Genomic DNA, 13,767 nt, shown 5'->3' with positions numbered 1-13,767 from the left:
GGCGCTGGATCGCCATGGTTGCCTCCGGGGTCGCGCGGCCCCGGTGATCGCGGTTGCTCCTGGGACGGAACGGCCGCGGCGTTCTCGACACCGCGCTCGGCGTGGCCTGCCGCGCCGGCCTCGTTGACCCCCGCTGACGCGATCGCCGGTGCGAGTCAGCGTTCCTTCAGCGCCGGCCCGCAGGGTGTTCCTCATCCGGGGTGGCTACAGGCCATCGAGGACGAGAACCTGAAGGAGCTACCGTGGCCGAGCACTCCTATGTGGACGACTTCGTCCGCGTTCGCGATGAAGTCGTTCCGCTGCACGGCTGGGTGCACAGCGCCGAGCAGATGTGGTGCTACGTTCGCCCGCCGGGGAAGATCACCCAGGCGCAGGGGTGGAAGATCCACGTTTCGGCGACGCTGCGTTCCGCGCCCGAGGTGCTGGCCGCGGTTTCCCGCGTGCTGCTGGAGCGCCAGGTCTCCTACAAGTTCGCCGTCGGCGAGCAGCAGCTGCGGATGCTGCTGTCGGTTCGCTGTGACCGCGGCTCGGGCGGGAAGTTCGTCACCGTATACCCCACCGGGGACGCGGAGTTCGGCGAGCTGCTCGAGGAGCTGCACCGCGCGACCGAGGGCATGGAAGGCCCCGCGATCCTGTCGGACCGCCGGTACCGCGCGGACAGCCTGGTGCACTACCGCTACGGCGGGTTCTCCGGCAGCCAGCAGATCCTGGATTCGGACGGTTCGTACGTGCCCATGCTGGTTGCCCCCAGCGGCGGCTGGACCCCGGACAACCGCCTCGCCTGGTACGCGCCGCCCGCCTGGGCGCCCGCCCCGATGCCCGAGGCGGTGAACGAGCGCAAGGATTCCGAACGCGGCAAGTCGCAGGTCAAACTGGCTGACCGGTTCGTCGTCTACGAAGCCATCCGGCATTCGAACCGCGGTGGTGTCTACCGGGCCATCGACGAGGAGACCGGCGCCAAGGTGGTGGTCAAGGAAGCCCGCCCGTTCGTGGCCGGCGAGCTGGACGGCAGCGACGCGCGTGACTTCCTGCGCAACGAGTACGAGGTGCTGCGCCTGCTCGAACCCCTGCGGGTGGCGGTGCGCCCGGTGGCGTTGTTCGACTACCAGGGACACGTCTTCCTCGCCGAGGAACAGGTCGAAGGCAACACCCTGCGGGCCTGGGTGGAGCGCCGGATGCGTGAGCTTCCCGGCCGGGTGCTGCCGCTGGAGGTGGTGCTGCCGGTGGCCGCGCAGCTGGTCGACCTGGTCGCCGCGGTGCACGACAAGGGTTTTGTCTTCCGGGACTTCACCCCCAACAACGTGATGGTCACCCCGGACGAGCGGCTGGTCATCATCGACACCGAGTTCGTCGCGGAGCCGGGTCAGGAAGTGACCCGCGTGATGACGATGTCCTACGTCGCGCCGGAGGAACTGACGGGTCCGTCGCGCTACCCGGCACCACCGCCGACCGCGGACCTCTACAGCCTGGGTGCCTCCCTGTTCTACCTGGCCTGCGGCGCGCACGCGGTGCTCCCGCCCGACGAGCCCGGTGAGGACGGCGAGGCCCGGCCGCACAACGAGCGCATCGACGCCCTGGTGCGGATGGTGTCCTCGCACAGCCCGACGCTGGCCGCGCTCGCCCCGGTCATTCTCGGCCTGACCAGGCAGGACCCGGCCGAACGGCTGTCCCTGCCGGAGGTCAGGGAACGGCTGGCGATGATCGAGCCGGTCCCGCCGCGCCCCCCCGAACGCCTCGGCGACCGGGACGGGCAGCGCCTGCTGGAGGACGGGGTCGCCTACCTCGTCAGCCAGATGACCCCGGGGCACGGCAACCAGCTCTGGCCCGATCACCCGCTGGAGGGACGCCTGTTCGACCCGCTGAGCCTGCAGGCGGGTGCGGCCGGGCCGATCGAGCTGCTGCGGCGCCGGCTGGCGGCGACCGGCGACGACGAAGTGCGCGACGCACTGCGCACCGCGGTCCGCTGGCTCGGCAAGCGGCTCAAGAACGACGCGCGGGTGCTGCCCGGCCTGTACTTCGGGCGGGGCGGAACCTACTGGTCGTTGTTCGAAGCGGCCAAGGCCGTCGGCGAGGACGAACTGGCGGAGCAGGCGCTCGGACTGGCCAAGACCATGCCGGTGAAGTGGGGCAACCCCGACATCACCCACGGCGTCGCCGGCGGTGGGCTGGCCCAGCTGCACCTGTGGCAGCAGACCGGTGACGACGAGTTCGCCGGCCGGGTGCTGCTCTCGGTGGACTCGGTGCTGGCGGCGAAGGCACCGGACGGCGTCCTCTGGCCGATGCCGGACAGCGGCCAGGCCAAGACGGCGGGCCTGACCCACTACGGCTTCGCGCACGGCGTCGCGGGCGTGAGCACCTTCCTGCTGACCGTGGCCAGGGAACTCGACCGGCCGGACCTGCTCGACGTCGCGGTCGAAGCCGGGAACTTCCTGGTGTCCATCGCCCAGCCGCTCGGTGACGGGTTCAGCTGGCCGACCGCGCAGAAGGAAGCCGAGGGCTCCGCCCGGTTCGACGGGGTGTGCTGGTGGTGCAGTGGCGCCCCCGGGATCGGCACCTTCCTGCTCCGGTTGTGGCGCGCCACCGGTGAAGAGCGCTACCTCGATGCCGCGCACCGGGCGGCCGTGGCGACCAGGGTGGAGAAGTGGCTGCTCACCCCGAGCCACTGCCACGGACTGGCCGGCAACGGCGAGTTCCTGCTCGACCTCGCGGCCGCCACCGGCGAGCAGCGGTACCGGGACTGGGCCGCCGAGTACGCGATGGCGCTCTCGCGCTTCACCAGCGAGCGCGACGGCAAGCTGGTGCTGCTCGACGACAGCGTCAGCTCGGTCAGCTACAGCTACAACGTCGGGATGAGCGGGCCGCTGGGCTTCCTGCACCGCCTGCGTCACGGGGGCCCCGCCTGGTTCATGGTCGACGACTTCGAGTTGCCGGGAGAGCAGGCGTGACCAGCACGCTCGCCTCCGGGCTGTGGCCGCTGCTGACCTCGCTGCGCTCGCGGTTCGGCCTGCACTTCTCCGCCTCCGGCCGCTCGGCCGCCGGGCTGTACACCGACGGCCGGGGCACGCTGCTCGCCGAGTACTGGGACCTGGCCGACCGGCACTGCCGCCCGGTGCCCGGTTTCTCGCTGAGCACGGCGGAAGCGGACGAGCAGGGCATGCCTGCAACCGTGGTCCCGTTCGACGACGGCTCGATCCTCGTCGTGTCGCCGTCCGCGCTGACCCACCTCGACGGGACCGGCCACCGGACGGTCACCGGCCCGCTCCCGTTCCGCGCCGAGCTCGCCACCCCGGCACCGGACGGCAGCCACCGGGTGCTGTTCCTCGGCCGCACCGGCGACCGGGACGGCGAGTGCGTGGCGGCGGCCTGGGCGAACGGCTCGGTCACGGTGCTGGGTACCCTGCCGCCGCTGCTGCTGCGCGGTGGCGGCTGGTTCGACCGCGCGGGCACCCGGTTCGTGGTCAACCGCCGTTCCGGCGGCCCGGCGATCTGGCACCTCGGCGACGGCGGGCTGACCGGGTTCACCGAGGGGCAGCTGACCTGGCTGACCGCCCCCGGGACCGGGCAGGTCCTGCTCAGCGCGGAGGTCACCGGTACCCACCACCTGCAGTGGTACCGGCAAGGCACCACCACCACGCTGCACGCGCCGCGGCAGCTCACCGGCTCGGTCACCCCGCTGGCCATGCGCCCCCGCGGTGGCGCGGTGGCCCTGCACGTCAGCGATGGGCTCCAGGACGAAATCGCCGTGCTGGACCTCGGTACCGACACGGTGCGAAGGCTGGCCGGGCCACCCCGGCGAGCGCTGGGCGCCACCGCCTGGGGAGCCGACGGCATCCACACCCTGGCTGTGGGAGCCGCCCGCCCGGCCCGGTTGGTGGTGTTCGAGCCCGACGGCTGGGCGGAGATCACCGACGGGACCGAAGCGGGCAGCCACGACGGCTGGGCGAAAAGCGAGCTGCTCTCCTTCCCCGGCGCGGACGGTGCGATCGAAGCCGTGGTGTGCGGGCACGAGGACTGGCGGACCGCCCGCGAGGTGGTCATCGCCCTGCACGGCGGGCCGAAGGACCGGTGGTCGCTGAAGTTCTCCCAGTTGTTCCAGTTGTTCGCCGAAGCGGGGATCACCGTGATCGCGCCGAACCCCCGTGGCAGTACCGGGTACGGCGAGGACTTCCACCGCTTGATCGTCGGTGCCTGGGGCGGCCCCGACCTCGAAGACGTGCTCGTGCTGGGCGCGCACGTGCAACGGGAACGCGGTGGGCGGCCGTCGGTGCTGCACGGCTCCAGCTACGGCGCCTACCTCGCGCTGCTGTCGGCGACGGCCACGCCCGAACCCTGGTCCAGGGTGGTGGCGATCGCGCCGATGCTGTCGGCTTCACGCCTCTACCCCGAAGCCTCCCCGGAGATCCAGGCGATGATCGACCGCCTCGGCGGCAGGCGCGAAATCCGGGACCACCGGGGCTCCCGCGACCTGCTGGACCGCGTTCCCGCACTGCACGCGCCACTTCTGCTGGTGCACGGCGAACGGGACGACCGGATACCGGTCGCCCAGTCCCGCCTGCTCGCCGGCCGGCTGCGCGACCGGGAGGACTTCCGCTACCTCGAAGTCCCCGGCGCGGGGCACACCCCGCTGGACGGGTCCGCCGCGCTCCACCAGATCGTGGTCAGCTTCGCCGCCACCGGCGAACTGCCCACCCCCGAGTTCGACCCCGACCCCCACAGAAGGAGGTGAAAAACATGTCGATCAACGTGGATTTCCTGCAGGAGCTGGAGTCCCGGGAGGAAATCGGCTTGGAGGACTGCCCGGTCCTGGGTAGCTGCTGCGTGCCGTTCCCGACCGTGACCACCTGGACGATCCCGACCGTCGCGACCTGCTTCGGCTGCACGTTCTCCAGCTGAGGCCCGGAACACCGGAAGGGCACCAACATGTCGATCTCCGTCGAGCTGCTGCAGGAACTGAACGTTTCCGCGGAAGCTCTCCCCCCGGCCGCCGTGGTGACGTGCTGCACGTGGACGGTCCCGTCCACCTGCGTCGGCGCGACCTTCGGTATCTGACGGCGTCCGATTCGCAGAAAGGCAAGACGATGTCGATAGCGATCGAGCACCTGCAGGAATTCGAGTCCAGCGAAGCGATGGCGATGCTGGCCGACGACTGCTGCTGGAACTCGGCGACCGGTGGAAACTGCCCGATCTTCGGCACCACCGGGTTCACCACCTGTCACAGCTGCACCAACACCAACTAGGAGGTGGAAATGGCTTCTCGGATCGAGCTGCTGCAGGAACTGTCCGCTCAGGACAGTCCGGTCCAGGAGGGTTGCTGCGCCTGGGCGAGCATCATCACCTGCCCGGGGAACACGTTCGACTGATGAAGGCCGAGCGGTCGCTCCCGGACGCCGGACGGCCCGGGAGCGACCGCTCTTCGACTCTTCGACCGGAGGGGGAGCGGTGTCGTCGGTGAACCGGCTGCTGGGCCAGGTCCTGCGCGCGAACACCAGTTCGGGCGTGGCCTACTTCGCGGTGTCCGTCGCCGAAACCGCGACGGGTCTGCTCATCCCGGCGGCGCTGGCGTCGGCGGTCGACGCGGCACTGGGGACCGGGCCGTCCAGGACGCCGGTGGTGCTGCTGATCGCCCTGCTCGTGCTGGCCACCGCCACGGAGGCCGCGCGGGAACTGATCGGCGCGGCCACTTCGGCACGGGCCGGTGCCCGCCTGCGGTACCGGGTCCTCGGCCGGTTGCTGTGGCTCGACGGCCGGGAACGACGCCGGTTCCCCAGCGGAGACCTGCTGGCCCGCCTGCTCGAAGGCACCAGCGGCACCGCCCGGCTGGTCCCGGTCTCGGTCGGCGCGCTCACCTCGCTGCTGAGCTCGGCCGGTGGCACGGTCGCGCTGTTCCTGACCGACTACCGGGCCGGGCTCCTCGTGGTGCTCGGCGCGCCACCGATCTGGTGGCTGGCCACCGGATTCCTCCGCCGCACCGGCCGGCTGACCACCGACTACCAGCAGGTGCACGGCCGCCTGGCCACCCGGCTGGTCGACGCGCTGACCGGCAGCCGCACCATCCGCGCACTGGGCACCACCGACCGGGAAGTCCGCCGGGTGCTCGAACCACTGCCCGAACTGCGGGCGCACGGCCTGCGGTTCTGGCTGGCCCAGCGCGACATGGGCTGGCGGCTGGGGTTGGTCGCCCCGGTGATGCAGGTCGGAGCACTGGCGGTGGCCGGGTACGGCGTCAGCGCCGGGGACCTCAGTCCCGGCGGGCTGATCGCGGTGAGCGGCTACCTCGGCTACGCCATGGGCATCTTCCGCCAAGCCGGGTTGATGGGGCAGCTCGGCGCGGTCCGCGGGTCCGCGGAACGGCTGACCGAACTCTTCGACCTCCCGAGCCCCGCTCCGGGCACGGCGGTGTTCCCGCCCGGCGGCGGGGAACTGCGGCTCACCGGAATCCGGGTCAGCGAGCGCGACCGGCCGGTGCTCGACGGTGTCGACCTCACCATCCCCGCCGGGCAGTTCGTCGCCGTGGTCGGGCCGTCCGGTACCGGGAAGTCCGTCTTCGCCGAAGTCGCCGGTGGGTTGCGGCGGCCCGACCACGGCTCGGTCTCCCTCGACGGCGTTGAGCTGACGGCAGCGCATCCCGACGAATTGCCGGGGGCGGTCGCGTTCGCCTTCGAGCGGCCGGTGCTGCTCGGTGACACCGTCGATGACGCCCTCGCCCGCCGTGACCGGCCCGCCGCCCCGCCGGCGGTGCGCGATGCCCTGGCCGCCAGCGCCTCCAGCGACTTCGTCAACCGGCTGCCCGAACGCGCGGCCACACCGTTGACCGGCCTCCAGCTCTCCGGTGGCGAGGTGCAGCGGCTCGGCCTCGCCAGGGCCTTCTCGGCGAACGCCCGCCTCCTGGTCCTCGACGACGCGTTGTCCAGTGTGGACATGATCACCGAAGCCCGGATCTGGCGGGCGCTCGATGGCCGTGACGGCACCCTGATCGTGGTGGCGCACCGGTTGTCCACCGCGGCGCGGGCCGACCGGGTGCTGTGGTTGCAGGACGGCCGCGTCCGAGCCGACGGCGAGCACACCGAGCTGATGGAGCTGCCCGGCTACCGCGCCCTGTTCGAACTGACCCCGCAGCCGGAGGCCGTTCCGTGAAACCATCACCCGGCTGGGCCTCACTCCGCCCCGCCTTGCGCCGTGAACGGCGGGCACTGACGAGACTGGCCGCCTGGTCGGTCCTGGAAATGGTGCCGGTGCTGGCGTCCGGGCACCTGGTCGCCCTCGCCGTCGACCGCGGCTTCCTCGCCGGCCAGGCCGGCGTGGGGATGTGGTGGCTCGGCGCGTACTTCCTCACCCTCCTGGCCGGCGCCCTCGGTGCCCGGCAGGCGTTCGGACCGCTTTCGGTGGTGGTCGAATCGATCCGCGACGACCTGGTGCGCGCCACCGTCACCGGTGCCCTGCGCGAAGCGGCGCGTGCCGAGGTCGGCACGGCCGCGGTGACCAGCCTGACCCGCCAGACCGAGACGGTGCGCCAGATGGTCTCGGCGCTGCTCCTGGTCGTGCGGTCGGTGGTGTTCTCCGTGGGCGCGGTGGTCTTCGGACTGGCGACCCTGGTGCCGGTGCTGGCGTGGCTGACCACCGGCACGCTGGCTGTCGCCCTGCTGCTGCTGGCACTGCTGTCACCGGTGCTGAAGCGCCGCTACCTGCGCTCGACCCTCGCCGAGGAGGAGCTGGCCGCGGAGTCGGGCCAGGTGCTGGCGGCCCTGCGCGACGTGGCCGCCACCGGTGCGCGCGGGGTGGCCCGTGAGCGGGTGGCCGGCGCGATCGACGGGCAGGTGGCGGCGACGCTGTCGGCGGCGAGGGCGGGTGCCGGGCGCATCGGCGTCATCGCCTTCGGCGCCCGGCTGCCGCTGGTGCTCACCCTGCTGCTGGCCCCGTGGCTGGTCTCCTCCGGCGCGGTCACCCCCGGCCAGCTGCTCGGCGCGGCGACCTACCTGGTCACCGGGCTGGAACCGGCCCTCCGCGCGATCGTCGGCACCGTCGGCAACCTGGCCCTCCAGCTCGGTGTCGTGCTGGACCGGCTGGCACGGCAGGCCGACGTGCCACCGGTGGCCGACCGCGACGGCATCACCACCGACCGGTTCGAGGTCGCCCTCGACGGCGTCACCTTCGCCTACGGCCCGCATTCCGCCCCGGTGCTCGACGACTGCACGCTCCGGCTGCCCCACGGTTCGCACTGGGCCGTGGTGGGACCGAGCGGGATCGGCAAGTCCACCCTGGCCACCCTGATCGCCGGGCTGACCCCACCGGTGCGCGGCAGCATCCGCATCGGCGGCGTGCCGATCGACCGGCTGCCCACCCGGTGGTTGCGGGAGAAGGTGGTGCTCGTGCCCCAGGAAGCCTACGTGTTCTCCGGCACGCTGGGCGACAACCTCCGCTACCTCGCCCCGGAGGCCACAGTGGAGCGGCTCGACGCGGTCTGCGCCGAACTCGGGCTGGCCGAGTTGGTCGCCCGGCTCGGGGGGTACGCCGCCGAGCTGGACGCCGGCACCCTGTCCCAGGGAGAACGGCAGCTGATCACCCTGTGCCGGGTGTACCTCTCGCGCGCGGAGGTGGTGGTGCTCGACGAGGCGACCTGCCACCTCGACCCGGTCGCCGAGGCCACCGTGGAGCGGGCCTTCGCCGCCCGCCGGGGCACGCTGGTGGTGATCGCCCACCGGATCAGCTCGGCGGCCCGAGCCGAGCTGATCCTGGTGATGGACGGTGCCGGGATCGAGTGGGGCACCCACGACTCACTGGTGTCAAGTTCCCCGCTGTACGCCGACCTCAGTGGCCGGTGGCGCAGCGGCGCGGTGAGCTGACGAACGCAGCTCCTCGAGCACAAAAGCGCGGACGAGCCACGGCAGGCGGTGCTCACCGGTGCTGGTGCGCTCGAGCAGGCCGTGGGAAGCCAGCCGGTACAGCGCCGCGGTGGCTTCACCGGCGGGGATCGCGGCGGCCGCGGCCGTGAACGGCTCGTCGGGCAGCGAGCTGAGCCGGACCAGGATCCGCTGGTCGGCCGTGCTCAGCTTCCACCAGGACGGGGCGATGGCCTCCCGCGCCACCGGAATCCGATCCCGGCCGAGGCAGAGTTCGCCGAGCGCGTCCTCACGCAGTCGGGCCACGGTGTCGCTGACCGGGAGGTGGGGATCGGCCGCGATGTTCGTCGCCGCCACCCGCAACGCCAGCGGCAGGTGGTCGCACAGCCGAGCCACCTCCCGGATCGCCGAGCGCTCAGCGCGGACCCGCTCGTGGCCGACGAACTGGCCGATCAACGCGATGGCGGCCCGCTCGTCCAGCGCCCGGAGCTGCTGCTGACGGGCACCGTGGAAGGCGGTGAGCTCCGGCAGGGGCCCGCGGCTGGTGATGAGCACACCCGCCGGACTGCCGCCGGGCAGCAGCGCCTCCACCTGTTCCGCGCTGACAACGTTGTCAAACAGCAGCAGCATCCGCCTTCCGCTCAACAGCGCCCGGACGAGTGCGATCTGCTCCTTACCGTGGCGGGGTTGGTCCTCGGGGGCGACGCCGAGGGCGCGGAGCAACCGGGCGGCCACCTGTTCCGGTTCGGCGGGCGGCTGGTCAGCGTACCCGGCGACGTCGACGAAGAACACGCCATCGGGGTACCGGCCTCGGATCCGGTGGGCGAACTGCGCGGCTAGCGCGGTCTTCCCCACCCCGGGCAGTCCCCAAAGCACCGTGGTCGGCACAGATTCGGTGCGCAGGTGCGCGGCCAGCTCGATGCGGTCCCAGTCGCGGCCGAGCAGCTCCGGTGTGGCGGGTGGCAAGTGGGTCACGCGCGGTCCCGCTCCGGGCTCGGCCCGGATGAGGCGCTGGTGGGCGTCACGGAGTTCCGCGTTCGGTTCCGTGCCCAGTTCGTCGCGGAGGATTTCGGCGAGTTCGTGATACCTGGCGAGTGCTTCCGCTCTTCTCCGGCATCTTTCCAGGGTGCGGATCAGGAGCAGCCACAGTTCTTCGCGCAGCGGATAGGTGGTGGTCAGGCGGTGCAGGGTGCCGAGGTGCTCTTCGGCCCGGCCGAGCCGCAGTTCGGCGGACAACAGCCTTTCCCAGGCGACGAGCCGCCGTTCTTCCAGTGACGGCACCAGTTCGCGCTGCAGGGTGGGGGCGGGCACGTCGGCCAGGGCCGGTCCGCGCCAGAGCGAAAGCCCCGCCTTGAACAGCGAGGAAGCCAACTCGGCGTGCCCGGCCGCCAGCGCGGCCCGGCCCCGGGTGATCAGGTCGTCGAACCGGTCCACGTCCAGCCGGTAGCTCCCGGCGCGCACGGAATAGCCATGTGCGTTCGTTTCGATCAGTTCGGGAGCCTTCAGGACCCTGCGCAGTCGGGCGACGTAGGCCTGCAGTGTGTTCCGGCTGGTCGGTGGCGGGTGCTCGCCCCACACCAGATCGGTCAACTCCGCGGTGGTGACCACCCGGCCGGGCTGGGTGAGCAGCGCGGTGAGCACGGTGCGCTGCTTGGCCGCGGTGACCGGCAGCAGCACACCGGCCCGGTGTGCCTCGAAGTTTCCCAGAATACCGAAATCGAACATCGAAGCCCCCAGCTCCGTAGGCGACTTCGCCTACTTTACCGACGCGCCGGGGGACGACAGGGTATTCAGGAATGGATGAACCGAATCCGACCGGTCACTAAGCGTAGAGGTCCCAGATGCGGAAGGAGGTTCCGTTGTCGATGCAGCGGAACATCGGCCACTTGTGTTCGACCACGCCTGCCCAGCCCGCTTCCTGGCACTCCTCCAGCCAAACGTAGGAACCACGCAGCTCTGGGCCTTCTTCCGCCGCGGCGGGCTGTGCCGCCACGGCCAGCGCGGCACCGGCCCCGGCGAGCGATAGGAGTAGTCTGCGGCGCATTTTTCGGCTCCCTGTCTTTGACGATAGTTCAAGGATCGAGATTACCGCAGTCGCTTTCCCGTGACGGTGTTTTCAATGTCGACTGAAATCCGGTCGCGGCCGGGCGGCGCGCCGGAACGCTAGATCCGCGTGTAGACCTTGCGGTCGAACAACCGTTCCGCTTCGCCGGGTGGGGTGAAGTAGAGTTCGAACACGTTGCGGTCCGGTGTTTCGAAGCGGATTTCCGTGCGCATCGCGATGGTCCGCCCGGCGGAGGCGTCGCCGAGCACGCCCTGGTCGGTGAACGTCCCGGTCATGGAGATCCGGTGCTGGTCGCCGGGGCCGCGGTAGGCCATCACGCCGGCGTTGAGCCGGTCGAAGGTGCTGAACTCGAACACCCCGTCCATGTTGGCGTAGCCGAGCACGCCGAGCCGGTAGTAGGGCAGGTCCAGCATGGTGCCCTCGATCTCCTCCTGCAGGTAACGGCGGCCGGTCTGGTCCAGCCAGCGCCGGTGCGCCACCACGTTCTGGCCCACGTGCGGCTTTTCCGGGGTGCCGCCGGCGGCGAACAGCGACATCTCCACGTTCCAGTCACCGGCCAGCGCGTCGAGCCAGCGGTGCTGTTCGCCCGGCAGGCCGTTGCGGATCATCAGCGGCACGTCACCGGCCGGTGGGGGAGCGGGCGCGGGAAGCGGCTCGGCGTTGCCGGGAGCGCACGCGACGGTGCCCGCCAGTGCCAGGCCGAGCACCAGGTGCACCAGCGTGCCACGACGTTCCGAAGTGGACTGAAAGGTTCTCTTCATGCTGGCAGTCTGTCCACCGCCCGGCCGGGCGATCAACGGTCAACGGCTCAACGAGCGGTTACCCTCGCTAAACGACCGCGCCGCCGCCAGGAAGGCCGCGAGCACCGGCTTCTCCGCACCGTCGCGCCACACCGGCACGACCACCATGGGCGGCAGGTCGTGGATCGGCACCACCTCCAGGTCGGGCCGGGACAGGCGGTCCAGCACCGTCGCCACGGTCACGTGCAGCCCCCGCCCCCGGGAGACCAGGGTGAGGAAGTCGTCGACGATCAGTTCCCGGCGCCCGGTCATGGCCGGCACGTCCTCGGCCAGCCGGTGCAGTGGGCGCCCGGACGGGGTGACCGCCGGTGTCCAGGCGTCGAGCAGTTCCGGGCGCCAGTGCCCGCACGGGTTCAGCAGCACGTGCCCGGCGAGTTCTTCCACGCTGATCGCGGCGCGGCCGGCCAGCGGGTGCCCGGCGGGCACGACCACGCCCCGCGGGGCCCGGCGCAGCACCGGGCCGACCGTGCGACCGGGAGCCGCCAGTGCGTGCCCGTCGCCCCCGGGGCACCAGGCGAGCGAGAGGTCGGAATCCTCGGGCAGTTCGAAGCCGTGCGGTACCAGGTCGAAGTGGACCAGCGCGCCCAGCCGGACCAGGCAGCCGGGGTGCTCCCGCTCGAACCGCTCGGTGAGCTGCGTCATCCACGGCCCGATCGAGGGCAGGAAGCTGATCCGCAGTTCGGCCGGGGTGCCCAGGGCGGCGCGCCGGCATTCCCGCAGGGTGTCGTGCAGTTGGTCGTAACCGCGCTGGGCCCCTTCACGGAACCGCGCGCCGAGTGGCGTCAACCGCACGGTCCGGCTCGTGCGCTCGAACAACGCGCCGCCGACCTCGCGTTCGAGCGCGCGGATCGTCTGGCTCACCCGGCCGGGGGTCAGGTGCAGCCGTGCCGCGGTCCGGCCGAAGTGCAGCTCCTCGGCCAGGACGAGGAAGGTGCTCACTTCGCGCAGTTCCACGGGACCCCCTCGGTTCGCCCGCTCCCGATGCTACCGATCTGCGTTGGCCATGAATAGTTCTTGTTGTGCACAATCCATTCAGGTGTCAGTAGGGTGAGGGAATGGAAAACCGGGGCGGGGGAGCGACGCTGGGACGAGGGCTGCGGCAGGCGTGGGGGTACGACTCCGCGGCGAGCAGGCCGGGGCCGAAGGCGATGCTCACCCTGGCGGGCATCGCCGCCTCGGCGGTGGCGCTGGCCGACGCCGAAGGGGTGAAGGCGCTGTCGCTGGGGCGGATCGCCCAGCGGCTGGGCGTCACCCCCAACGCGCTGTACCGCTACGTGGACTCCCGTGACGACCTCGATGTCATCGTGCACGACCACGCCCTCGGAGCGCCCACCGGCATCGAAGCCGGAGCGGACTGGACAGCGGCCGCCGCGGCGTGGTGCCGCGCCCTGCGGCGCCGGTACGAACGTCACCCCTGGCTCAGCGACATGCGCCTGCGGGTGCCGCTCGCGCCGAACTCGCTGTCCTGGCTGGAGGACCTGCTGGACCGCCTGGCGCCGAGCGGGCTGGGTGAGCAGCAGCTGCTCCAGGCCGCCGGCCTGCTCGACGGGTTCGTGCGCACCCGAGCCGGTGCGATGCGTGAGCTGACCCGCTCCGACGGGGTGTTCCCCGAGCCCGCGGCCCTGGCCGAACTGCTCGGCTCCGACCGGTTCGCCACCCGGCTGCCGCGGGTGGCTTCGCTGTTCTCGGCGGGGCTGTACCGGCGGCCCCAGGCCGACGAGGACTTCGAGTTCGGGCTGCGGGGCATCCTGGCCGGCCTCGAACAGCTGGCCGGTCTCGACGGCTGACCCGTCCACTCGGGACCATCCCGGGCTTGGCCATCCCTGACGTCTGTGTACAGTATGAACTGTTCATGCCATGAACAGATGGGGGATTGGCCCGTGGAAACGACAACAATGCGCACCACCGCGCCGGTGGTGCTGGAACAGGTGCGCAAGACCTACGGAACCGGCCCCGGCGCGGTCACCGCACTGGCCGGGGTCAGCCTGGAACTGCCGAAGGGGTCCTTCACCGCGGTGATGGGCCCGTCCGGCTCGGGCAAGAGCACGCTGCTGCACTGCGCGGC

The 13,767-nt window shown here is 71.6% G+C and carries 12 protein-coding genes; 8 read left to right on the top strand and 4 right to left on the bottom strand.

The features are described 5' to 3' along the window. Positions 1-242: 242 nt before the first annotated feature. The 6 genes from lanL to AC07EG_RS38445 all read left to right on the top strand — a co-directional run bounded on the left by lanL (position 243) and on the right by AC07EG_RS38445 (position 8,840). Complete coding sequence (gene lanL / locus AC07EG_RS38470) at positions 243-2,945, top strand: class IV lanthionine synthetase LanL (RefSeq protein WP_478258214.1); 2,703 nt, start codon at positions 243-245, stop codon at positions 2,943-2,945. Beyond that, on the top strand, positions 2,942-4,726 hold the full coding sequence (locus AC07EG_RS38465) for an alpha/beta hydrolase family protein (RefSeq protein WP_478258213.1): 1,785 nt from the start codon (positions 2,942-2,944) through the stop codon (positions 4,724-4,726). Before lanL ends, AC07EG_RS38465 begins: the two co-directional genes overlap by 4 nt. Before the next feature lie 5 nt (positions 4,727-4,731). After that, positions 4,732-4,893 carry a hypothetical protein gene (locus AC07EG_RS38460; RefSeq protein WP_478258212.1) on the top strand — a complete coding sequence of 54 codons (162 nt, stop codon included), beginning with the start codon at positions 4,732-4,734 and terminating at the stop codon, positions 4,891-4,893. 101 nt (positions 4,894-4,994) lie between these two features. Beyond that, entirely contained in the window at positions 4,995-5,237 is a 243-nt protein-coding gene (locus AC07EG_RS38455; protein ID WP_478258211.1) for a hypothetical protein, read from the top strand. 211 nt (positions 5,238-5,448) lie between these two features. Continuing rightward, positions 5,449-7,134, top strand: coding sequence for an ABC transporter ATP-binding protein (locus AC07EG_RS38450; RefSeq protein ID WP_478258210.1), 1,686 nt, complete (start codon positions 5,449-5,451; stop codon positions 7,132-7,134). An 89-nt stretch (positions 7,135-7,223) separates the two neighbouring features. Next, positions 7,224-8,840 carry an ABC transporter ATP-binding protein gene (locus AC07EG_RS38445; RefSeq protein WP_478258209.1) on the top strand — a complete coding sequence of 539 codons (1,617 nt, stop codon included), beginning with the start codon at positions 7,224-7,226 and terminating at the stop codon, positions 8,838-8,840. Here the strand turns inward: AC07EG_RS38445 and AC07EG_RS38440 are convergent. The 4 genes from AC07EG_RS38440 to AC07EG_RS38425 all read right to left on the bottom strand — a co-directional run bounded on the left by AC07EG_RS38440 (position 8,781) and on the right by AC07EG_RS38425 (position 12,656). Beyond that, positions 8,781-10,562 carry an AfsR/SARP family transcriptional regulator gene (locus AC07EG_RS38440; RefSeq protein WP_478258208.1) on the bottom strand — a complete coding sequence of 594 codons (1,782 nt, stop codon included), beginning with the start codon at positions 10,560-10,562 and terminating at the stop codon, positions 8,781-8,783. The two genes, AC07EG_RS38445 and AC07EG_RS38440, sit on opposite strands and share 60 nt — an antisense overlap. A 97-nt stretch (positions 10,563-10,659) precedes the next feature. After that, the gene (locus AC07EG_RS38435) at positions 10,660-10,881 is read right to left on the bottom strand and encodes a hypothetical protein (RefSeq protein ID WP_478258207.1); all 222 of its coding nucleotides are present in this window, start codon (positions 10,879-10,881) and stop codon (positions 10,660-10,662) included. Positions 10,882-11,000: 119 nt separating this feature from the next. Beyond that, the gene (locus tag AC07EG_RS38430; RefSeq protein ID WP_478258206.1) at positions 11,001-11,663 is read right to left on the bottom strand and encodes a DUF1579 family protein; all 663 of its coding nucleotides are present in this window, start codon (positions 11,661-11,663) and stop codon (positions 11,001-11,003) included. A 39-nt stretch (positions 11,664-11,702) separates the two neighbouring features. Continuing rightward, a complete protein-coding gene (locus AC07EG_RS38425; RefSeq protein WP_478258205.1) occupies positions 11,703-12,656 on the bottom strand; it encodes a LysR family transcriptional regulator in 954 nt (317 codons plus the stop codon). A 101-nt stretch (positions 12,657-12,757) separates the two neighbouring features. Here AC07EG_RS38425 and AC07EG_RS38420 point away from each other — a divergent pair, with 101 nt between their 5' ends. Beyond that, positions 12,758-13,489, top strand: coding sequence for a TetR/AcrR family transcriptional regulator C-terminal domain-containing protein (locus AC07EG_RS38420; RefSeq protein ID WP_478258204.1), 732 nt, complete (start codon positions 12,758-12,760; stop codon positions 13,487-13,489). Positions 13,490-13,597: 108 nt separating this feature from the next. Beyond that, positions 13,598-13,767: ATP-binding cassette domain-containing protein (locus AC07EG_RS38415; protein WP_478258250.1), on the top strand; the 170-nt coding region annotated here is incomplete at its 3' end.

Source organism: Amycolatopsis sp. NPDC045836 (assembly GCF_056431745.1).
Note: the sequence above shows the minus strand (reverse complement) of the source record. Positions and strands in the feature narration are given on the sequence as shown.

What these genes read in the sequence shown, in the direction of transcription:
- AC07EG_RS38460 (WP_478258212.1), top strand. Translation starts at nt 4,732, where the DNA reads ATGTCGATCAACGTGGATTTCCTGCAGGAGCTGGAGTCCCGGGAGGAA.
- AC07EG_RS38445 (WP_478258209.1), top strand. Translation starts at nt 7,224, where the DNA reads ATGGTGCCGGTGCTGGCGTCCGGGCACCTGGTCGCCCTCGCCGTCGAC.
- AC07EG_RS38440 (WP_478258208.1), bottom strand. Translation starts at nt 10,562, where the DNA reads ATGTTCGATTTCGGTATTCTGGGAAACTTCGAGGCACACCGGGCCGGT.
- AC07EG_RS38435 (WP_478258207.1), bottom strand. Translation starts at nt 10,881, where the DNA reads ATGCGCCGCAGACTACTCCTATCGCTCGCCGGGGCCGGTGCCGCGCTG.
- AC07EG_RS38430 (WP_478258206.1), bottom strand. Translation starts at nt 11,663, where the DNA reads ATGAAGAGAACCTTTCAGTCCACTTCGGAACGTCGTGGCACGCTGGTG.
- AC07EG_RS38420 (WP_478258204.1), top strand. Translation starts at nt 12,758, where the DNA reads ATGGAAAACCGGGGCGGGGGAGCGACGCTGGGACGAGGGCTGCGGCAG.